General features: G+C 67.5%; 19 protein-coding genes. 5 read left to right on the forward strand and 14 right to left on the reverse strand.

Annotation, left to right across the window (positions count from 1 at the left end; all coding sequences use genetic code 11):
• Positions 1-340 precede the first annotated feature (340 nt).
• Both H6900_04560 and H6900_04565 read left to right on the forward strand, forming a co-directional pair.
• A complete protein-coding gene (locus tag H6900_04560; protein ID MCC0072545.1) occupies positions 341-1,939 on the forward strand; it encodes a phosphoenolpyruvate carboxykinase in 1,599 nt (532 codons plus the stop codon).
• Positions 1,939-2,559 carry a DUF3859 domain-containing protein gene (locus H6900_04565; protein MCC0072546.1) on the forward strand — a complete coding sequence of 207 codons (621 nt, stop codon included), beginning with the start codon at positions 1,939-1,941 and terminating at the stop codon, positions 2,557-2,559. Before H6900_04560 ends, H6900_04565 begins: the two co-directional genes overlap by 1 nt.
• Here the strand turns inward: H6900_04565 and H6900_04570 are convergent.
• The gene (locus H6900_04570; GenBank protein ID MCC0072547.1) at positions 2,528-3,298 is read right to left on the reverse strand and encodes a sulfite exporter TauE/SafE family protein; all 771 of its coding nucleotides are present in this window, start codon (positions 3,296-3,298) and stop codon (positions 2,528-2,530) included. The two genes, H6900_04565 and H6900_04570, sit on opposite strands and share 32 nt — an antisense overlap.
• 162 nt (positions 3,299-3,460) lie before the next feature.
• Here H6900_04570 and H6900_04575 point away from each other — a divergent pair, with 162 nt between their 5' ends.
• Positions 3,461-5,131, forward strand: coding sequence for an acyl-CoA/acyl-ACP dehydrogenase (locus tag H6900_04575; GenBank protein MCC0072548.1), 1,671 nt, complete (start codon positions 3,461-3,463; stop codon positions 5,129-5,131).
• Positions 5,132-5,134: 3 nt separating this feature from the next.
• Here H6900_04575 and H6900_04580 read toward each other — a convergent pair whose 3' ends face one another.
• The 6 genes from H6900_04580 to H6900_04605 all read right to left on the reverse strand — a co-directional run bounded on the left by H6900_04580 (position 5,135) and on the right by H6900_04605 (position 11,028).
• Positions 5,135-5,611 carry an STAS/SEC14 domain-containing protein gene (locus H6900_04580; GenBank protein MCC0072549.1) on the reverse strand — a complete coding sequence of 159 codons (477 nt, stop codon included), beginning with the start codon at positions 5,609-5,611 and terminating at the stop codon, positions 5,135-5,137.
• 82 nt (positions 5,612-5,693) lie between these two features.
• On the reverse strand, positions 5,694-6,938 hold the full coding sequence (locus H6900_04585) for an MFS transporter (protein ID MCC0072550.1): 1,245 nt from the start codon (positions 6,936-6,938) through the stop codon (positions 5,694-5,696).
• Between the two features lie 245 nt (positions 6,939-7,183).
• Positions 7,184-8,458: a bifunctional folylpolyglutamate synthase/dihydrofolate synthase gene (locus tag H6900_04590; protein ID MCC0072551.1), complete on the reverse strand. Its 1,275-nt coding sequence runs from the start codon at positions 8,456-8,458 to the stop codon at positions 7,184-7,186.
• Between the two features lie 38 nt (positions 8,459-8,496).
• Entirely contained in the window at positions 8,497-9,468 is a 972-nt protein-coding gene (locus H6900_04595; protein ID MCC0072552.1) for an acetyl-CoA carboxylase carboxyltransferase subunit beta, read from the reverse strand.
• A 70-nt stretch (positions 9,469-9,538) separates the two neighbouring features.
• Complete coding sequence (locus H6900_04600; GenBank protein ID MCC0072553.1) at positions 9,539-10,423, reverse strand: CPBP family intramembrane metalloprotease; 885 nt, start codon at positions 10,421-10,423, stop codon at positions 9,539-9,541.
• Positions 10,423-11,028, reverse strand: a complete 606-nt coding sequence (locus H6900_04605; protein MCC0072554.1) for a DNA-3-methyladenine glycosylase I — start codon at positions 11,026-11,028, stop codon at positions 10,423-10,425. The genes H6900_04600 and H6900_04605 overlap by 1 nt, the downstream gene beginning before the upstream one ends.
• Before the next feature lie 69 nt (positions 11,029-11,097).
• Here H6900_04605 and H6900_04610 point away from each other — a divergent pair, with 69 nt between their 5' ends.
• Complete coding sequence (locus H6900_04610) at positions 11,098-11,781, forward strand: NnrU family protein (GenBank protein MCC0072555.1); 684 nt, start codon at positions 11,098-11,100, stop codon at positions 11,779-11,781.
• Here H6900_04610 and H6900_04615 read toward each other — a convergent pair.
• Complete coding sequence (locus H6900_04615; GenBank protein MCC0072556.1) at positions 11,778-12,314, reverse strand: carbon monoxide dehydrogenase subunit G; 537 nt, start codon at positions 12,312-12,314, stop codon at positions 11,778-11,780. The genes H6900_04610 and H6900_04615 overlap by 4 nt on opposite strands.
• Before the next feature lie 151 nt (positions 12,315-12,465).
• Between H6900_04615 and H6900_04620 the strand changes: the two genes are divergently transcribed.
• The gene (locus H6900_04620; protein ID MCC0072557.1) at positions 12,466-13,122 is read left to right on the forward strand and encodes a response regulator transcription factor; all 657 of its coding nucleotides are present in this window, start codon (positions 12,466-12,468) and stop codon (positions 13,120-13,122) included.
• A 104-nt stretch (positions 13,123-13,226) separates the two neighbouring features.
• Here the strand turns inward: H6900_04620 and paaZ are convergent, their stop codons facing one another.
• From paaZ to paaB, 6 genes are read right to left on the reverse strand one after another with little or no spacing between them, the layout of a single operon-like run.
• Positions 13,227-15,275 carry a phenylacetic acid degradation bifunctional protein PaaZ gene (gene paaZ, locus H6900_04625; GenBank protein ID MCC0072558.1) on the reverse strand — a complete coding sequence of 683 codons (2,049 nt, stop codon included), beginning with the start codon at positions 15,273-15,275 and terminating at the stop codon, positions 13,227-13,229.
• A gap of 29 nt (positions 15,276-15,304) precedes the next feature.
• Positions 15,305-16,057, reverse strand: a complete 753-nt coding sequence (locus tag H6900_04630) for a phenylacetate-CoA oxygenase subunit PaaI (protein MCC0072559.1) — start codon at positions 16,055-16,057, stop codon at positions 15,305-15,307.
• A gap of 10 nt (positions 16,058-16,067) precedes the next feature.
• Positions 16,068-17,141, reverse strand: coding sequence for a 2Fe-2S iron-sulfur cluster binding domain-containing protein (locus H6900_04635; protein ID MCC0072560.1), 1,074 nt, complete (start codon positions 17,139-17,141; stop codon positions 16,068-16,070).
• A gap of 9 nt (positions 17,142-17,150) precedes the next feature.
• Positions 17,151-17,666, reverse strand: coding sequence for a phenylacetate-CoA oxygenase subunit PaaJ (gene paaJ, locus H6900_04640; protein MCC0072561.1), 516 nt, complete (start codon positions 17,664-17,666; stop codon positions 17,151-17,153).
• Between the two features lie 4 nt (positions 17,667-17,670).
• Complete coding sequence (paaC, locus tag H6900_04645; GenBank protein MCC0072562.1) at positions 17,671-18,516, reverse strand: phenylacetate-CoA oxygenase subunit PaaC; 846 nt, start codon at positions 18,514-18,516, stop codon at positions 17,671-17,673.
• Entirely contained in the window at positions 18,516-18,800 is a 285-nt protein-coding gene (gene paaB / locus H6900_04650) for a 1,2-phenylacetyl-CoA epoxidase subunit B (protein ID MCC0072563.1), read from the reverse strand. The genes paaC and paaB overlap by 1 nt, the downstream gene beginning before the upstream one ends.
• Between the last annotated feature and the right edge of the window lie 55 nt (positions 18,801-18,855).

Genomic DNA, 18,855 nt, shown 5'->3' on the forward strand with positions numbered 1-18,855 from the left:
TCCTTGTGTGCTGCTCATTGGTCTTATTTTTGCCAACATTGTGATGTTTTCCACAGAGAGAATCAACTGAATAGTCAGCCTGCGCCGCATCCCGAGGGTGATTTTGCCCCCGACCGGTGAAGAATTCCCTTAAGGCGACCGCGTTTTCCGATCCGCTGCGACAGTTTGCGATAACAGGACGATGTTGGCGCTAAACGGGGAAATGTGTCCTGTTCCTCCACGAAATCGCCATGATATAGGCCAAGTGACGGTTGAGGAGACCGGTCAGCAGCCCGCCCAAGGCAGGGGGCGGAGCGCACTATTCATTCTGAGCCAAGCGGCATGGCCAAGGAGCGAGCCTATGACTTCCGGACGCGTCAACCCCAATCAACGGCTTGAGGACCAGGGCATTACCGGGCTGGGCTCGGTGTCCTACAACCTGATGGAACCGGCACTGGTGCAGGCCGCGATCGCGCGCGGCGAGGGCACGCTGGGGCAGGGCGGGGCGTTCCTGGTTTCCACCGGCAAGTTCACCGGCCGCTCGCCCAAGGACAAACATGTGGTGCGCACCCCGTCGGTGGAAGACACCATCTGGTGGGACAACAACCGCCCGATGGAGCCGGCGGCCTTTGACCGGCTCTATGACGACATGCTCGCCCACATGAAAGGTCGCGACTATTTCGTGCAGGACCTGTTCGGGGGCGCCGACCCCGAGCATCGCCTGGACGTGCGCATGGTCACCGAACTGGCATGGCACGGGCTTTTCATCCGCCACCTGCTGCGCCGCCCCTCGCGCGCGGAACTGGACAGTTTCGTGCCGGAATGGACGATCATCAACTGCCCGTCGTTCAAGGCCGACCCGGAACGCCACGGCTGCCGCAGCGATACCGTGATCGCCCTGAACTTTGACCGCAAGCTGATCCTGATCGGCAACACCGAATACGCCGGCGAGAACAAGAAATCCGTGTTCACGCTGCTGAACTACATCCTGCCCGGCAAGGGCGTGATGGCGATGCACTGCTCGGCCAACCACGAAATTGGCAACCCCGCCAATTCGGCGGTGTTCTTTGGCCTGTCGGGCACTGGCAAGACCACGCTTTCGGCCGACCCCTCGCGCACGCTGATCGGCGATGACGAACACGGCTGGTCGGGCAACGGCATCTTCAACTTCGAGGGCGGCTGCTACGCCAAGACCATCAACCTGTCGGCCGAGGCCGAGCCCGAGATCTACGGAACGACGACGCGCTTCGGCACCGTGATCGAGAACATGGTCTACAACCCCGAGACGTTCGATCTGGATTTCCAGGACGCCAGCCTGACCGAGAACATGCGCTGCGCCTATCCCCTCGAGGCGATCTCGAACGCCTCGGGCACCGGCTTGGGCGGGCATCCGAAGAACGTGATCCTGCTGACCTGTGACGCTTACGGCGTGCTGCCGCCGATCGCGCGTCTGACGCCGGCGCAGGCGATGTATCACTTCCTTTCGGGCTTCACCTCGAAGACGCCGGGCACCGAGCGCGGCGTCGTGGAACCGACGCCGACCTTCTCGACCTGCTTTGGCGCGCCCTTCATGCCGCGCCGGCCTGAGGTCTACGGCAAGCTGCTGCAAGAGAAGATCGCCGAATACGGGTCGGAATGCTGGCTGGTGAACACCGGCTGGACCGGCGGCGCCTTTGGCACCGGCAAGCGGATGCCGATCAAGGCCACCCGCGCCCTGCTGACGGCGGCCATGAACGGCACGCTGTCGGCCGGCGAGTTCCGCAAGGACCCCAACTTCGGTTTCGAGGTGCCGGTCTCGTGCGCGGGCGTGGACGAAACCCTGCTGGATCCGCGCCGCACTTGGGCCGATCCGGCCGCCTATGACGCCCAGGCGAGCAAGCTGGTGCACATGTTCAGCGAGAATTTCGCGCAATATGTGCCCTATATCGACGACGACGTGAAAGCCGCCGCAATCGGTTGATGGGCCGCACCGCGCCCTTCCACGAACCGCGCACGCCCGGCCTGTCGGGCGCGTGCAGGACCTTGGCGATCGCGGGGGCTGTCCTGCTGACCGGCGCGCCCGCCCTGGCGCAGGTCGTGGGCCCCGTTTCGGCCCGCGTCGCCGATCTGACCGCCGGCCTGTTCTGCGCCCCGCCCGAGGGCGGGCGCCGGCCCGCGCCCGACACCATGACCGGCTGGATCCATGTCCCCGACGAACCCGTTCGCATGGTCGCCGAGGGCAACGAGGCCCCGGCGGTGCTGGGGATGGGCTTTGGTGTGCGCTACGCCATCGCGCCGGGCACCGATCTGGTGACGCGCTACACGGTGACGCACCCGCCGATCCCGCCGTCGGGCATCACCGAACAGCATTGGGACGGCATGGCGCTGGCGGGGGGTGGCGACACCGCGTTCTTCCAGTTCGACGTGCCCGAGGAACTGCAACCGGGCACCTGGACCTTTTCGGTCGAAGCCGGCGGCGAGACGCTGTTCACCATGGCCTTTACCGTGCGCGCGGCGCAGGATCTGCCGGCCCTGGCGTCGCTGTGCCGGGGTGGTGCCTTGCTGTCCGCTAACCCATCAGGCCGCGGCGCAGCAGGTTGAGCGCGCTCAGCGCCAGCAGGATCAGCATCCAGCGTTTGAATCGCACCGGGTCCAGCCGGTCCTGCACCCGGTAGCCCATCGCCATCCCCAGCCCGGCTGGCACCAGCATCGCCGCCGACAGCACGGCCGTCCGGGCGTTCAGCACGCCCGAGCGCAGATGCGCCATCGTCAGCACCACCGCGCCCATGGTGAAGATCACCGACATGACGCGGATCATCTCGGTCTTTTCGACCTTGGCGGCCAGCAGATAGACGATCGACGGCGGGCCCCAGATGCCCGAGATCCCTCCATACAGGCCGCCGATCAGGCCCGCGCCCATTTCGATCGGAGCTTTCCAGCGCGGCGGAATGTCGGGTGCCCAGCCGCTCAGTTGCAGTCCGGCAAAGAACAGCACCGCGATGCCCAGCAACAGGAACATCGCCTGCTGCGGCAGGACCACGACAAAGGGCGCGGTAATCAGGATGCCGGTCATCGTCATCACGATGATGCGCCAGAACCGCAGCCCCGACTGCGCCGCCGCGACCACGCCTTGCCTGAGAGACTGGTGCAGGTTTGTCGCCAGCACCGGCAGGATCACGGCCGCCAGCGCGGTCTGCACGGGCATGAAGGACGGCAGCACCGCGATCATGATGAGCGGCATCGCAAAGCCGACCGCACCCTTGACGAATCCCGCGGCCAACGTGACCAGGCAGGCCAGCGCAAAGGCCCACAACGGCAACCCGGCAATGACGCTTTCCATGAGGATCCTCCATTTCCGAGCCTGTTTAACGGGTTAAGAAACGCGCTGCATCAGCAAAGTGGCGGCGACATATTCCTGCGAAACCCGATGCGCAGTTGAATTATTGTTGCGCTGCACCTGCGAAGTCGCTATCCGCTTTGGCAGTATCGAAAGGAGTCTCCCATGCCCCACGACGGCCAGGACCGGACCGCCCCCGCCCCGCTGATGGACGATCTGCAAACCCGTGTCGCCGCGCTTCAGGCGCCGCTCGACGCGCTGCTGGCCACCGCGACAGACCGCGTGCGGGCCATGGTCAGCGCCGGTGGCAAGGTCTCGGGCGGGCTGATCGACGCGAACCAGCGCGCCGCGCACGGGTTGGCCTGGCTGGCCACCTATGTCGAGGCGATCCGCCAGATGTCGGCCTGGGCCGCGCGGCTGTCCGACACCGGCGCCTTTGGCGAGATCGAGGCCCTGCTGTTGCAGATCGGCGCGGGCGAGTATCTGGCACAGATTCTGGGCGGCATTCCGATGAACCAGGGCGAGATCCTGCGCCCCTCGGATATCGGGCTGGCGGCGGGCGATCTGGCGTCACTGGCGGACCAGCCGGTTTTGTCGGGCAACAGCCCCGCCGCGCGCGCCCGCCTGGTCGCGCTGATGCGCCAGAACCATGGCCGCGCGACCTTTGGCGCGACGGGCCTGGACGAAGAGCTGGAGATGATCCGCGACCAATTCCGCCGCTTTGCCGATGAAAAGGTGGCGCCGTTCGCGCATGACTGGCACCTCAAGGACGATTTCATCCCGATGGAGATCATCGAGGACCTGGCCGACATGGGTGTCTTTGGCCTGACCATCCCCGAGAACCTGGGCGGCCTCGGGCTGTCCAAGGCCTCGATGGTCGTCGTGTCCGAGGAACTGTCGCGCGGCTATATCGGTGTCGGCTCGTTGGGCACGCGCTCGGAAATCGCGGCCGAACTGATCCTGGCCGGCGGCACCGACGCGCAGAAATCCGAATGGTTGCCCAAGATCGCCTCGGCCGAGATCCTGCCGACGGCCGTGTTCACGGAACCGAACACGGGTTCTGACCTGGGCAGCCTGCGGACCCGCGCGGTCAAGGTGGGCGACGATTACGAGGTGACCGGCAACAAGACCTGGATCACCCACGCCGCGCGCACCCATGTCATGACCCTGCTGGCGCGCACCGACCCGAACACCACGGATTATCGCGGCCTGTCGATGTTCCTGGCCGAAAAGGCCCCCGGCACCGACGAGAACCCCTTTCCCACCCCCGGCATGACGGGCGGCGAGATCGAAGTCCTGGGTTACCGCGGGATGAAGGAATACGAACTGGGGTTCGACGGGTTCAAGGTGAAGGGCGAGAACCTTCTGGGCGGCGAAGAGGGCAAGGGTTTCAAGCAGCTCATGCAGACCTTTGAAAGCGCCCGCATCCAGACCGCGGCCCGCGCCATCGGCGTGGCGCAGAACGCGCTCGAGGTCGGGATGCAATACGCCGAGGACCGCAAGCAATTCGGCCGCGCGATCATCGACTTCCCGCGTGTCGCCGACAAGTTGGCGATGATGGCGGTCGAGATCATGATCGCCCGGCAACTGACCTATTTCAGCGCCTGGCAAAAGGATCACGACAAACGCTGCGACCTCGAGGCCGGCATGGCGAAACTGCTGGGCGCCCGCGTGGCCTGGGCGGCGGCGGACAACGCGCTGCAAATCCATGGCGGCAACGGGTTCGCGCTGGAATACCAGATCAGCCGCATCCTGTGCGACGCGCGTATTCTCAACATCTTCGAAGGCGCGGGCGAGATCCAGGCGCAGGTCATCGCCCGCCGTCTTCTGGGCTAGGGCTCAGCGCCGCGGCGGAACCATCGAGTCCGCCTCGGGGGTCATGTCCTCGGCCAGCGGCAGCGTGCCGCTGGCAGCGATGCCGGGGCCAGCGGCCGGTTCGTCGCGCGCCTGGATCCACGCCTTGGCGGCCTCCAGTTCGGCCCGCGGAAAGGTCCGCACCGGGCAGGGCATCAGCGGCGCGAACATCCGCACGCCGTTGCGGATCCAGCCGGCATCGCTGACCACAGCGACGCGGGCGAATTTCGACAGGTGTTCGACCCCGACCTTGGCGTCCTGGACCATCGCGCCCAGCGTGTAGCCGGCGAAATCCTCGCCCAGGACATAGAGCAGCTTGACCTTGCCCTCGGCGGCGATGCGCGCCTCGATCGCGGGGATCAGTTCCCTGGTATAGGCGTCGTGGTCGATCTCGCCCGAGGCTTCAAAGGCCAGCGTATCGGCGGGGAAACCATCGAGCAGCCGGAAATGACCGTGAGTCATGGCAAAGCTCCTTTCGTCGGGGTTGTGGCACGATACTAACCCCATCCCGACGCGACAGGCCAAACCAAACCTTCGTGACGGCTCAGACCGGGCCGGCCGTTCCGCGGCGCACCCGCGCTGCCGGGGCCACGCCCAGCATCGGATGCAACCGCGACGCCAGAACGAACATCGCCGCCATCCCCAGTCCGACCACCCCAAAGATGCCCTGGATCGGTGCGACCATCAGCACCAGCGCGCCGACGCCCGGCGTCATGATCCCCGAAACGTCGCGAAAGCTGGAATAGACGGCGGCCATTTCCGTGCGCTCACTGGGTTTCACCGCCATCAGAAAGGGCAACCCGCCCGACACGTCCAGCAAGATCAGGAACCCCGACGCCAGGAACAGGCAGGCCACCGCCAGCACCGGCACCGGCGAGACCGCCGCCAGCAGGAACCCGCAGGCCGCGCAGAAAAAGCCGGTGCGCACCGCGACCCGCACGCTGTGTCGCTGCACCCAGCGCAGCATCAGGGGCGTGACGAACAGGAACCCGTTGGTGACCGACACCAGAACGCCGCCCAACTCGGCGTTCAGCCCGTTCTCGATGGCGTAGATCGGCAGATAGACGATATAGCCCCACCAGCCGCAGGACCGCAGCACCGCGAACAGCCAGCCCGCGATCAACCGGGGCTGGGCAAAGAACCGGCCCAGAAAGGCCAGCGGGTTGGGCGCCGTGCCGCGCGCCTTCTGGATCAGCTTGCCGTTGCCCAGCCTCAGCCACCAGAAGACGGCGATCTGCACCAGCGCGAAACACGCCGCCATCAGAAACGGGATCGGCTCCCACAGGCGATACAGCGCGACTCCGCTGACCGGGCCGGCGGTCCAGGACAGCGCCCCATAGAACATGCGCAGGGTCTCGGTGCGGCCCAGGTCGTTCTTGGCGACATAGTCCAGCACATAGGCGTTCAGGCAGATGAAGCAGGTCACCGTCGCCAGCGTGCAGGCAACCAGCGCGGGCACGATCATCAGCCCGCCCACGGCGCCGCACAGACCGCCGACCAGATACAGGCTGGCGCCCAGCGTATACAGCCAGCGGCGCGGAATCGCCCTGTTGACCCAGGGCAGCAGCAACCCCACGCACAAGGACGTCAGCCCGATCGCGAAATACACCCGCGAGACATGCCCCGCGTCGCCCAGCGCCCGATACATCGCCAGCGGGAACACCGATAGCAGCGTGCCCCGGATCATCGCCTCGATCCCCGACAACGTGGCAAAGGCGCGCGCGCCCGGTTTGCGGGCAGCGCCGGCGGGCGGGTGCCGCAGCCACTCGGGGATGGAGCGTTCGAACATCGGGGGGCCTCCTGTCCGTCAGCCCAACCGATCCAACCGCCGCTGTCGCTCTCGCCAGCGACGCCGACAAGGTCGCATTTCGCCCGCCCCTTCTTTGTGCCGGAAATATCCTCGGGGGGTGAATTCGCGGCACGCGAAGAGGGGGGCAGACAGCCCCCCTGCCGCGCGGCGCGCGTCCGCGCCGCGCCGGGTCGCCCGAGGGCTGCGGCCTGGAAGGCCGCCGGCCGAGGGCGAAACCCCCCCGCTTACCCGTTTTCGCGCAGGATCGAACCCGCCAGATACAGCGAGCCGCAGATCAGCACCCGCGCTTCGGGGGTCGTTCGGGCGATGGTCTCCAGCGCCGCAAGGACCGTGTCGGCCGTGTCCGCCTGCAACCCCGCAGCGCGCGCCGCGGTGGCGGTCTCGTCGGCGCTGAGCGTGTTTGACTCGCCCGGGATGGAAACCGCGGACAGCGTCTGCGCGTGACCGGCCAGCGGGCGCATGAACCCCACAACGTCCTTTGTGTTCAACATCCCGCAGATCAGCCGGGTCGGTCGCGGCGGCAGCCGGTCCAGCGTCGCCGCGATCGCCTCGCCAGCCGCCGGGTTGTGCCCCCCGTCCAGCCACAGTTCGATGCCCGGCGCGGCGGTGACCAGCGGGCCTTCCTTCAGCCGCTGCATCCGCGCCGGCCAGAAGGCGCGCGTCACCGCCGCCTCGCAGGCCGTTTCCCCGAAACCCAGCGTTCTGAGCGCGGCCAGCGCGGCGCCGGCGTTCTCGATCTGATGCACCCCCGGCAGGTTCGGCAGCGGCAGGTCCACAAGCCCGCGCTCGTCCTCGAACACCAGCCGGCCCCGCTCTTCGCGGGCGGTCCACTGCTGGCCCGAGGCGATCAGCGGCGCCCCCAGTCGCGCGGCACGGGCCTCGATGACCTCCAGCGCGGCTTCGCGTTGCGGGCCGACGACGCAGGGCACCCCGCGTTTCATGATCCCCGCCTTTTCGCCCGCGATCTCGGCCAGTGTCTCGCCCAGATACTGCTGGTGGTCGATGGACACCGGGGTGATGATCGTCAGCGCGGGTTTCTCGACGACATTCGTCGCATCCAGCCGCCCGCCCAGCCCCACTTCGAGCAGCAGGTAATCGGCCGGGGTCCGCGCAAAGGCCAGGATCGCCGCGCAGGTGGTGATCTCGAAGAAGGTGATCGGCGCGCCGCCATTCTTCGCGTAGCATTCGTCCAGCAGTGCTGTCAGCGCGGGTTCCGAGATCAGCGTGCCCGCCACCCGGATCCGTTCGTGAAACCGTGCCAGATGCGGCGAGGTATAGGCGTGAACGCGCTTGCCCTCGGCCTCGAGCCCGGCGCGAATCATCGCCTGGGTCGAGCCCTTTCCATTGGTGCCGGCGACGTGGATCACCGGCGGAAGCGCGTTCTGGGGATTGCCCAGCGCATCGAGAAGCGACCACACGCGATCCAGCGTGAGGTCGATGATCTTGGGGTGCAGCGCCATCATCCGCTGGAGGATGGCGTCGGAATTGGGGCTGGTCACGATCGAAAGGCCGCTGTCAGAGGGACGGGGAAACGGGCTTACTTCTTTTTCGACTCGGGCTTTGGCTTGGCCGGGTCCTGGGTCTTTTCCGGGGCGGCCGGCGCGGCGGCGGCCGGCGCGGTCTCAGGGTCCGGCGCGGGCAGTTCGCCCTGGACCGCAGGCGGCAGGCCCAGCAGCATCCGCGTGATCACGATCAGTTCGTCGCGCATCTGCTTTCGATGGGTCACGCGGTCCAGCATCCCGTGGTCCAGCAGATATTCGGCGCGCTGGAACCCTTCGGGCAGTTTCTCGCGGATGGTCTGTTCGATGACCCGGGGGCCGGCAAAGCAGATCAGTGCGTTCGGCTCGGCGATCTGGATGTCGCCCAGCATCGCATAGCTGGCGGTGACGCCGCCCGTGGTCGGATGGGTCAGCACGCAGATATAGGGCAGTCCGGCCTCTTTCAGCATTTGCAGGGCGACCGTGGTGCGCGGCATCTGCATCAGCGACAGGATCCCCTCCTGCATCCGCGCCCCGCCGGCGGCGGCAAAGACGATCAGCGGCGCGCGGCGCTCGATGGCGCGTTCGCAAGCGGCGATCAGGGCGTTTCCGACGAACATCCCCATGGACCCGCCCATGAAGCTGAAATCCTGCGCCGCGCAGACGACCGGAGTGCGGCCGATCTCGCCCTCGGCGACCAGCATCGCTTCCCGTTCGCCGGTTGCCTTTTGCGCGGCCTTCAGCCGTTCGGGGTATTTCTTCTGGTCGCGGAATTGCAAGGGATCGGCGACCGGATCGGGCACTGCCACCTCGGCGAACACACCGCCATCGAACAGCGCCGCGAAGCGCGCGCGCGGGCTGATCGCCATGTGATGGTTGCAGCCGGTGCAGACCTGCAGATTGTCCGTCAACTCGCGGTGAAACAGCATCGTGCCGCACTCGGGGCATTTCGACCACAGGTTCTCGGGCACCTCGCGGCGCGAGAACAACGAGTTGATCGTCGGCCGGACATAGTTGGTGATCCAGTTCATCGAAGCCCCCGAGGTTGGCGCGACCGTGATCGCGCGACCCAGATAAGCCCCGCGCGCCGCGAATGCAACATCAGCGGCGGCGCAGCCAGGCAACGCAGGCCAGCCAGACCAGCGCCAGGACCGCCATGTCGGCCAGCATCAGAGGTCTGAGCATCGTGTCGGGCACCGGCCCGCCCCGAACCCGGAACAGCGCCAGCCCGGTCAGCGTGTTCGACAGGCTCAGCACCAAGATCGCCATCGCGTTGTTGGCGAAATGCAGCCCCCAGGCCAGGCCCAGCGACCCCGTGCGCGCCGTCAGATCCGAGGCGACCAGCCCGAACAGCCCGGCCGCCAGCACCATCAGCCAAAGGTCCCCCCCCGAGGCCGAGCCGTAATGCGCCAGGCCGAACAGGATCGTCGGCACCGTCAGGTAGATCAGCGGGCGGCCAAAGCGCGCCGCCAGTTGGCCCTGAACATAGCCGCGAAACACCAGTTCCTCGGCCCCGGTCTGAATCAGCAGCCCCAGCACCGCCACCGGCAACCAGCGCGCCCACTCCTGCGGCGGCAGGTTCAGCTCCAGCGCCGGCAGGACCGGCAGCATCGCCAGGGTCAGCGCCCCCCCGACCAGGGTCAGGATCGCGACGCCGGCCACGAAATCGCGCAGCACCAGCGCCGGGCGGCCGGTCGCGCTGGCCAGACCGCGCCCATGCAGAACCCGCAGCACCCACCAGACGCCCAGCCAAGCCCCCGCAAAGCTGGCCAGCATCAGCACCACAGCGCCGGGATCGGCGGCCCGCGCCATCCGCGCCAGATGCGATTCCAGCCCGTCAAGACCGCCCAGAAGCCACAGCCCGACACCGATCGCGACCATCCACAGCCCATAGGTGGCCACGATCAGGCCAAAGCCCAGCACCGTGCGCCAAAGCTGGGACCGAGGGCGCGCCCGGGCGATCAGCGCGGCATAGGCGGGGCTCATCACGCCCGTCCCGGCGGGACGAACCCGGCCCGCAGTGCCGCCGCCCGGGCCCGCTGCGCGCAGCCCTCGGCGTGGTCGTTGATCAGCCCCATGGCCTGCATGAAGGCGTGCACCGTCGTTGGCCCGACGAATTTCCAGCCCCGTTTCTTCAGGTCCCGCGACAGCGCCAGCGATGCCGGCGAGATCGCCGCGCCGTGTTCGGGGGGCTCCTCGGGTTCGAAGCTCCAGACATGCGCGGCGAGCGAGCCCGTTTCGGCGACCAGTTCCAGCATCCGCCGGGCGTTGTTGACGGTGGCCTCGATCTTGCCGCGATGGCGCACGATTCCCGCGTCCGCCAGCAGCCGCGCGACATCGCTCTCGGTAAAGGCCGCCACCTGCTCCGGATCGAACCCGGCAAAGGCAGTCCGGAAATTCTCGCGCTTTTCCAGGATGGTGCGCCAGCTCAGGCCGGATTGAAACGATTCCAGGCACAGCTTTTCGAACAGCCTGCGATCATCCGCCACGGGATAGCCCCAGTCGTGATCGTGATAGGTGACATATTGGTCGGTCGCCACGCACCAGGCGCAGCGCGGCTGGCCATCGGGGCCGGGAAGGATCTTTGTCATACCTGTCCTCTTGGGTTCCCGGGCATTGTCGGGGAAACTGGCGGCAGGTCAATCGCGCGGGGGCACATCATGGCGGAATGGAGCGAATTCGCGGGGGCCATGCTGGTCTTCATCGGGTCGCATGCGCTGACCGCCCGGCCAGCGTGGAAATCGGCGCTGGTGGCGCGGCTGGGTCATGCCGGGTTCGGTCTGCTCTATTCGGCGCTGTCGATCGGGTTGCTGGCATGGGTGATCGTTGCCGCCGGGCGCGCACCCTTTGTGCCGCTCTGGCCGCCGGGTCGCTGGCAGGTCTGGCTGGCGCTGGGGCTGATGCTGGCGGCATCGCTGCTGGGCGCGGGGGCGCTGGGCGGGGTGAACCCCCTGTCTTTCGGGTCACGCGGGGCGCCGTTCGACCCCGAGCATCCTGGCATCGCCGGGATCCATCGCCACCCGCTGTTGCTGGCGCTGGCGCTGTGGGCGCTGGCGCATCTGATCGCCAACGGCGATCTGGCGCATGTCCTGCTGTTCGGGCCGATGGGGGTGTTTGCGCTGCTGGGCATGGCCGCCATCGACCGACGCAAGCGGCGCACGCTGCCCGACTGGCACCGCCTGGCGCGGAACACCTCGCTGATCCCGCTGGCGCCGCTGCTCACCGGGCGATGGCGTCCCGGGCGATTCGCGCTGCCCGAGGCGGTGGCCGGGGTCCTGGTCTGGGCGCTGCTGCTGTGGCTGCACCCGATGGTGATCGGCCCCGACCCGCTGGCCGGGCTTTAGTCGCCGCCCAGCATCCGCTTGAACCAGCCCTTCTTCTTGCCGGCGTCGGTGTCCGCGTCCACGCCCGCGTCGGTTTCGGCATCGGCCTCTTTGGGTCCCTCGACCGCCTCGGCAAAGCGCTCGAAGAAATCGTCCGCCATCTTGCGCGCGAACCCGTCGATGATGCGGCTGCCCAGTTGCGCCAGCTTGCCGCCGACCTTGGCCTCGACCTGATAGGACAAGGTCGTGCCGCTGCCCTCGGGCGTCAGCGTCACGTGCGCCGAACCCTTGGCAAAGCCCGCCGCGCCGCCCTTGCCCTCGCCGGTCAGGGTCAGGCTCTGGCCCTCGATCACGTCGGAAAAGGTGACGACGCCGGTAAACCGCGCCTTGACCGGGCCGACCTTCTGGACGACGACAGCCTCATAACCCCCGGCCACCGATCCGCTCAGCGATTCACAGCCCGGGACGGCCTCTTTCAGCACCTCGGCATCCAGCAACGCGGCCCAGACCACGGCGGGCGCGGCGTCGATCAGGCGGGTATCCGTCAGTTCCATGCGTATCCTCCTCCGGTCGCGACGGCGAGAATACGCCAGACCCGGGGGCGCGTGAAAGCCGCCTTTGGTCTGTGAGACCTTGGTCGCATGGCCGCCCTGTTCCGTGCCACCGCCCGGGCTGGTATCCTGAACCCGCTCAGGAGGCCCCGCCATGTCCGCTACATTCGCCCGCGCGCTGATCGTCGATGACCACCCGCTGTTTTGCGACGCGCTGGCACTGACGCTGCGCGGAATCGCCGGCGTGGCGGATGTGGATTGCGCGCACTCGCTGGCGGCCGCGCTCGAGCGGTTCGAAACGGCGCCCCGGCCGGACCTGGTGCTGCTGGACCTGGACCTGCCCGATGTCGAAGGTCTGGACGGCCTGATCCGGCTGCGCGCGGGGCAACCCGACCTGCCGGTTCTGGTGGTCTCGTCGATGGCCGAACCGCGCCTTGTGCGGGCGGCGCTGGCGGCGGGCGCGGCGGGCTTCGTCCCCAAGCATTCCGGCCGCGAGGCGTTTCGCGCCGCGCTCGACGCGCTGGGCCGCGGCGACTGCTGGCGACCCGACGGTCTGGGCGACGAAACCGAGGCGGGGACCGAAACCTCGGTCGCCCGGCTGACGCAACTGACCCGTCAGCAGGCGCGTATCCTGGACCTGCTGTGCCAGGGCCGCCTGAACAAGCAGATTGCCTGGGAACTGTCGATCGCGGAAACCACGGTCAAGGCCCACGTCACCGCGATCATGCGCAAACTGGGCGTGCAAAGCCGAACGCAGGCTGTCCTGATCGCCCAGCAAGCCAAATTCACCAGCTTCATGCCCGAGGCCTGACGCCCCCCTTCTTTGTGCCGGAAATATCCTCGGGGGTATCCAAAGGGGGTGGAAAACCCCCTTTGGGCGGGGGGGTCGGGGGGCGGCAGCCCCCCGACGCCTGCTCACATCGGCCAGTGCTTCGCCACCATGGTGAGCACGTCATACTGCGCCACGACCGCGCCATTCTGGTTGCTGACCTTGCAATCCCACCGCACCTCGCCGTGCTCGGCATTTTCGCGCGGGTTGATCTCCTTGCAGGTCAGCTCCACGCCCAGCGTATCGCCCGGGTTCACCGGCGTCAGGAACCGCAGGTTGTCGACGCCGTAATTCGCCAGAACCGGCCCGGGGTCGGGTTGCACGAACAGGCCCGCGGCAAAGCTGACGATCAGATACCCATGCGCCACACGCCCGTCAAAGAACGGATTCGCGCGCGCCGCGTCCTCGTCCATATGGGCATAGAAGGTGTCGCCGGTGAAATGGGCGAAATGTTCGATGTCGTCCAGCGTGACCGTGCGGGTCGCAGTGACGATCCGGTCGCCCACGCGCAGATCCTCCAGCGATTTGCGGAACGGGTGCACATCCTCGCGCACCGGCGCGCCGGGCTGCCAACGCCCGGTGACGGCGCTCAGCAGGCGCGGGGTGCCCTGCACGGCGGTGCGCTGCATGAAGTGTTTCACGCCGCGAATCCCGCCCATTTCCTCGCCACCGCCGGCGCGGCCCGGGCCGCCGTGCACCAGGTTGGGCAGCGGTGCCCCGTGGCCGGTGCTGGTGGCCGCGCTGGCGCGGTTGCCGATCAGGATGCGCCCGTGGAACGGCGCCATGCCCAGCACGGCCCGTTCCGCCACCACGGCCGAATCGGTGAACACCGAGGCCGCGAGCGAGCCCTTGCCGCGCTGTGTCAGCGCAATTGCCTCGTCGAGGTCGTCATAGGGCATCACGGTGCTGACCGGTCCGAAGGCCTCGACATCATGCACCGCGCGGGCCACGCTGGGCTTGTCGCAAAACAGCACCACCGGGTTCAGGAACGCGCCGGCGTCGGGATCGCCCGAGGTCAGCGTGACCGCGTCGGGGTTGCCCACGACGATCTCGGCATCCGCCTGAAGATCGCGGATTCGCGCCCGCACCTCGTCGCGCTGCGCCATCGAGGCCAGCGCGCCCATGCGCGTGCCCGCGTCGCCCGGCAGTCCCACGCCCGTCTTGCCCAGCTCCGCGCCCAGCGCGGCGATGACCGCCTGTTCCTGCCCGCGGGGCACCAGAACGCGGCGGATGGCGGTGCATTTCTGCCCCGCCTTGACCGTCATCTCGCGCGTGACCTCTTTCACGAACAGGTCGAATTCCGGCGTGCCCGGCACCGCATCGGGGCCCAGAACGCTGGCATTGAGACTGTCCGCCTCCATCGTGAAGCGCACCGAATTCTCGACGATCGCGCGCCCGGATTTCAGCATCCGCCCGGTGCTGGCCGACCCGGTAAAGGTGACCACGTCCTGACCCGTCACATGGTCCAGCAGGTCGCCGGTCGAACCGCAGATCAGTTGCAGCGCGCCGTCGGGCAAAAGCCCGGTCTCGATGATCCGGCGCACCACCAGTTCGGTCAGATACGCGGTCTGCGAGGCCGGCTTGATGATCGCGGGCATCCCCGCCAGCAGCGTCGGCGAAAGCTTTTCCAGCATCCCCCAGACGGGAAAGTTGAACGCGTTGATGTGCACCGCGACGCCCTGCAAGGGTGACAGGATGTGCTGGGCGGCAAAGCTGCCGTCCTTGGACAGGGGTTCCACGTTGCCCTCGACCAGCACGCGGGTGTTGGGCAATTCGCGTCGCCCCTGCCCCGAGTAGCTGAACAGCGTGTGAATGCCGCCCTCGATATCCACCATCCCGTCGCGCGGGGTGGCGCCGGTGGCCAGCGACAGCGCGTGGAACGCGTCCTTGTGGTCGGTCAGCGCCTTGCCCAGGGCCTTCAACATCTCGGCCCGCTGGTGGAACGTCATCGCCCTGAGCGCGCCACCCGCGCGGCGCCCGAATTCCAGCGCCTCGGCCATGTCCAGCCCCGAGGCGTCGATGGTGGCCACCGCCGCGCCGGTGCCCGCGTCGCGCAGGACGATACCGTCGCGCGCGCCCGCTTTCCATTCACCGCAGATGTAGCTTTTCAGGGCATAGGGGGTCTGGGCCGTCATGTCGGCTCCTTTCAGGATCAGCGGTCGGGTCAGTTCAGCGAGAGATCGGCGACGATCGCCCGGACGGCGGTTTGCCAATCGGCCAGCATCGCCTCGTTGGTGCGGTGGCGCAGCCCCAGGCGGGCCAGCCGTTCGTAGCGCGCGGAATTGGCGGCGCCAAAGCCCGCCGCCACGCGCGGATGCCAATAGGCGATCGAACTGCGCGCGGCTTCGCGCCCGGCCTCGGTCCGGGCGATCTGCGTCAGCCCCTCGATCCCCAGTTCGGCATGGCGCCCCTCGACCGGGGCGATGGCGCGGAACACCTCGGCCAGCGGCTGATACGAGACCTGCGCCATTTCGGCCAGTTGCAGCCTTGCGGCCTGGCCCTGCAACACGTTCATCACCACCGCATCGACCCAGCCGGTCAGCGGGTAGCGGAACACCGAAAGCCGCATGTCGCCTTCTTGCCGGCTGGCGCCGATGTCGGTGTCGCGCGGCAGACGCGCAGCCCAGGGGTGCACCCCCTCGTAGCGGTCCGAATCGACGCCGAAATCGGCCATCACCGCCAGCACCCGTTCGGCGTGGTCGGCCTTTTCCAGCGTGATGCGCGCGGCGGCAATACGGCTCTTGATGCCGGGGGCGTCATTGATCGCGGCCGCGAACCCGGCCGAGGCCGCCAGTTCGCTGTCCACGAAACTGGCCATCAACCGCAGCAACTCGCCGCGATAGCGCGCCGGCACATTGCCCGGCGAGGTCAGCTTGCCGCCGTGGGCGAGATAGTCCTCGATGCTCATGTCGGTCATGACGGGGCCCTCATTGATCGTAGCTGACGACCACGCGGTCGCTCAGCGGGTAGCACTGGCAGGTCAGCACATAGCCCTGGTTGACCTCGTAATCCTCCAGCGCGTGATTGGTGTGCATCTCGACGTCGCCTTCCAGCACCTTGGCGCGGCAGGTCGAACAGACCCCCGCCTTGCAGGCATAGGGTGCGTCCAGCTTGTTCGCCAATGCCGCGTCCAGCAGGCTTTCGCCGGTCTTGGGCATCCGGAAGGTTCGGGTCGCGCCGTCCAGCGTGACCGTCGCCTCGCAGGCATCGCCGGTGTCGGCGGTGCGGCTGACGGCCTTTTGTTTCGCGCGCCCCGGCTGGCCCGAGGCGAACAGCTCGAACTTGATCTGGGCATCGGTGAGACCGTGCGCCTTCAGGCTGCGCGCGATGGTCAGCATCATCGGTTCCGGCCCGCAGATGAAGGCCGTGTCCACATCGGCGGCATCCACCCAATGGGTGAACAGGGCGGTCAGCTTGCCTTCGTCCACCAGCCCGGTGAACAGCTCGATCTCCTGCCCTTCGGCCTCGAGCACATGGATCACCGACAGCCGGCCCAGATACAGGTTCTTCAGATCCTCCAGTTCCTCGCGGAACATGATCGAATTGATCTGCTTGTTCGCATAGACCAGCGTGAAGCGCGACCTGGGCTCGCGCGTCAGCACGGTTTTCAGGATCGACAGCACCGGCGTGATGCCCGATCCGCCGGCAAATCCCAGATAGTGCCGCGCCGCCCCGGCATCGAGGGCCGTGTGGAAATTGCCCATCGGCGGCATCGCTTCCAGCACCGCGCCGGGGGCGAGATTCTCGTTTGCCCAGGTGCTGAAGGCGCCGCCATCGACACGCTTGATGCCGACCTTCAACAGGCCCTCGTCCAGGCCCGCGCAGATCGAATAGGATCGGCGCAGCTCCTCGCCGTCAAAGTCGCGGCGAAAGGTCAGATACTGACCTTGGGTAAAGGAAAATCGCGCGGCGTCCTCAGGGCGGGGGCGCAGGGTGACGACAACTGCGTCGCGGGTGTCCTTGTGCACGTCGATCACGTCGAGGGGCAGGAATCGGGCCATGTCAGCACCTCAGATGCATTTGAAATAGTCGAAGGGTTCCAGGCAATCGGCGCAGCGATACGCCGCCTTGCAGGGGGTCGAGCCGAACTGGCTGACCTTTTCCGTATGGGTCGAGCCGCAGCGCGGGCAGGGCACCGCCAGGTTGCTGCCGCCCTCGGTCAAGCGCGCGATCCGCCCCGCCAGCACGCCGTCGGCGGCGGTGCCGTCGATCGGCGGCGCGATCCCGTAGAGCCTGAGCGCGTCGCGGGCCGCGGGCTTGATCCAGTCGGATGTCCAGGCCGGGCTCAGCCGCCGTTCCAACCGCAGGTCAGCGACGCCTTCGGCGCGTAGCTTGCGCTCGATCTCCAGGTTGATGACACTGGTCGCGGGGCAGCCGGAATAGGTGGGTGTGACGGTGACCACCAATGTCTCGCCGTCATAGGCGACATCGCGGATGATCCCCAGATCGGTCAGACTGATGACCGGGATCTCGGGGTCGGGGACCTCGCCCAGCCAGGACCAGACCTGTTCCAGCGGCACGCCCATCGCATCACCACCGCGCGTCGGGATAGGCGCGTTGCAGCCATTGCATGGCGGACAGGAGATGCCCCAAATGCTCGCTGTGGCGGCCCTGCTTTCCGCCCTTGTGGGCGAAATCGCTGGACGGGCGGGTCAGCGTGGCCTCGGTCAGCACCGCGCCCACGACATCGTCCCAACCCGCGCGCAGGCTTTCGGGCGCGGGCATGATCCCGGCCTGGGCCAGGCGCGCGTCGGTGGCGTCGCCCAGGAACATCTCGCCCGTGTAGCCCCAAAGCGCCTCGAGCGCGGCCTGCATCCTGGCGTGGCTTTCGTCGGTTCCGTCGCCCAGGCGGATCACCAGATCGGCCGAACGTTCGATGTGATAGGCCACTTCCTTGCCGGCCTTTGCGGCGATCTCGGCGATGCGCGCATCGTTCGACCCCTCGAGCGCCTTCAGCATCGGCTGGTGCCAGGCGTCGAACAGGAATTGGCGCATCAGCGTCACGCCGAAATCGCCGTTCGGGCGTTCGACCAGCAGCAGGTTGCGGAAATCCCAGGCATCCCGGCGAAAGGCCAGCGTGTCGGCGTCGCGGCCCTGGCCCTCGACCTCGCCGGCAAGACCCAGCCAGAGCTGCGTCTGTCCGATCAGGTCCAGCGCCATGTTGGCCAGCGCGATGTCCTCTTCCAGGATCGGCGCGTGGCCGCACCATTCGGACACCCGGTGCCCCAGGATCAGCGTGTTGTCGCCCAGCCGCGTCAGGCCGGTGAACAGGTCATGCTCGGGCGAGCCCGCCGCAAGCGGCGCGCGCCCCGTGCCGCCCGCCTTGCGCGCGAGTTCCGCGGCATCGGGCGTCATCATGTCGGACATCGCGGGCATCACATATGCCCCACTTCGTCGGGAATGTCGTAGAACGTCGGATGGCGATAGACCTTGGCGTTCGAGGGTTCGAACAGGGGGCCCTTGTCGGACGGGGCCGAGGCCGTGATGTCGCCCGATTTGACGACCCAGATCGACACCCCTTCGTTGCGGCGGGTGTAGACGTCACGCGCGTGGCGGATCGCCAGTTCGGCGTCAGGGGCGTGCAGACTGCCGACGTGACGATGGTTCAGCCCGTGCTGACCCCGGATGAAGACTTCCCAAAGCGGCCATTCGTTGGACATGGACCAGGCCCTTTCATCTTGCGTTGAATACTCTCGGCGGGAGGGGCGGGGGGTG

The sequence above is a fragment of the Rhodobacter sp. genome (assembly GCA_020637515.1).
Taxonomy (GTDB): Bacteria; Pseudomonadota; Alphaproteobacteria; order Rhodobacterales; family Rhodobacteraceae; genus Pararhodobacter.

What these genes read in the sequence shown, in the direction of transcription:
- H6900_04560 (MCC0072545.1), top strand. Translation starts at nt 341, where the DNA reads ATGACTTCCGGACGCGTCAACCCCAATCAACGGCTTGAGGACCAGGGC.
- H6900_04565 (MCC0072546.1), top strand. Translation starts at nt 1,939, where the DNA reads ATGGGCCGCACCGCGCCCTTCCACGAACCGCGCACGCCCGGCCTGTCG.
- H6900_04570 (MCC0072547.1), bottom strand. Translation starts at nt 3,298, where the DNA reads ATGGAAAGCGTCATTGCCGGGTTGCCGTTGTGGGCCTTTGCGCTGGCC.
- H6900_04575 (MCC0072548.1), top strand. Translation starts at nt 3,461, where the DNA reads ATGCCCCACGACGGCCAGGACCGGACCGCCCCCGCCCCGCTGATGGAC.
- H6900_04580 (MCC0072549.1), bottom strand. Translation starts at nt 5,611, where the DNA reads ATGACTCACGGTCATTTCCGGCTGCTCGATGGTTTCCCCGCCGATACG.
- H6900_04585 (MCC0072550.1), bottom strand. Translation starts at nt 6,938, where the DNA reads ATGTTCGAACGCTCCATCCCCGAGTGGCTGCGGCACCCGCCCGCCGGC.
- H6900_04595 (MCC0072552.1), bottom strand. Translation starts at nt 9,468, where the DNA reads ATGAACTGGATCACCAACTATGTCCGGCCGACGATCAACTCGTTGTTC.
- H6900_04600 (MCC0072553.1), bottom strand. Translation starts at nt 10,423, where the DNA reads ATGAGCCCCGCCTATGCCGCGCTGATCGCCCGGGCGCGCCCTCGGTCC.
- H6900_04605 (MCC0072554.1), bottom strand. Translation starts at nt 11,028, where the DNA reads ATGACAAAGATCCTTCCCGGCCCCGATGGCCAGCCGCGCTGCGCCTGG.
- H6900_04610 (MCC0072555.1), top strand. Translation starts at nt 11,098, where the DNA reads ATGGCGGAATGGAGCGAATTCGCGGGGGCCATGCTGGTCTTCATCGGG.
- H6900_04615 (MCC0072556.1), bottom strand. Translation starts at nt 12,314, where the DNA reads ATGGAACTGACGGATACCCGCCTGATCGACGCCGCGCCCGCCGTGGTC.
- H6900_04620 (MCC0072557.1), top strand. Translation starts at nt 12,466, where the DNA reads ATGTCCGCTACATTCGCCCGCGCGCTGATCGTCGATGACCACCCGCTG.
- paaZ (MCC0072558.1), bottom strand. Translation starts at nt 15,275, where the DNA reads ATGACGGCCCAGACCCCCTATGCCCTGAAAAGCTACATCTGCGGTGAA.
- H6900_04630 (MCC0072559.1), bottom strand. Translation starts at nt 16,057, where the DNA reads ATGACCGACATGAGCATCGAGGACTATCTCGCCCACGGCGGCAAGCTG.
- H6900_04635 (MCC0072560.1), bottom strand. Translation starts at nt 17,141, where the DNA reads ATGGCCCGATTCCTGCCCCTCGACGTGATCGACGTGCACAAGGACACC.
- paaJ (MCC0072561.1), bottom strand. Translation starts at nt 17,666, where the DNA reads ATGGGCGTGCCGCTGGAACAGGTCTGGTCCTGGCTGGGCGAGGTCCCC.
- paaC (MCC0072562.1), bottom strand. Translation starts at nt 18,516, where the DNA reads ATGCCCGCGATGTCCGACATGATGACGCCCGATGCCGCGGAACTCGCG.
- paaB (MCC0072563.1), bottom strand. Translation starts at nt 18,800, where the DNA reads ATGTCCAACGAATGGCCGCTTTGGGAAGTCTTCATCCGGGGTCAGCAC.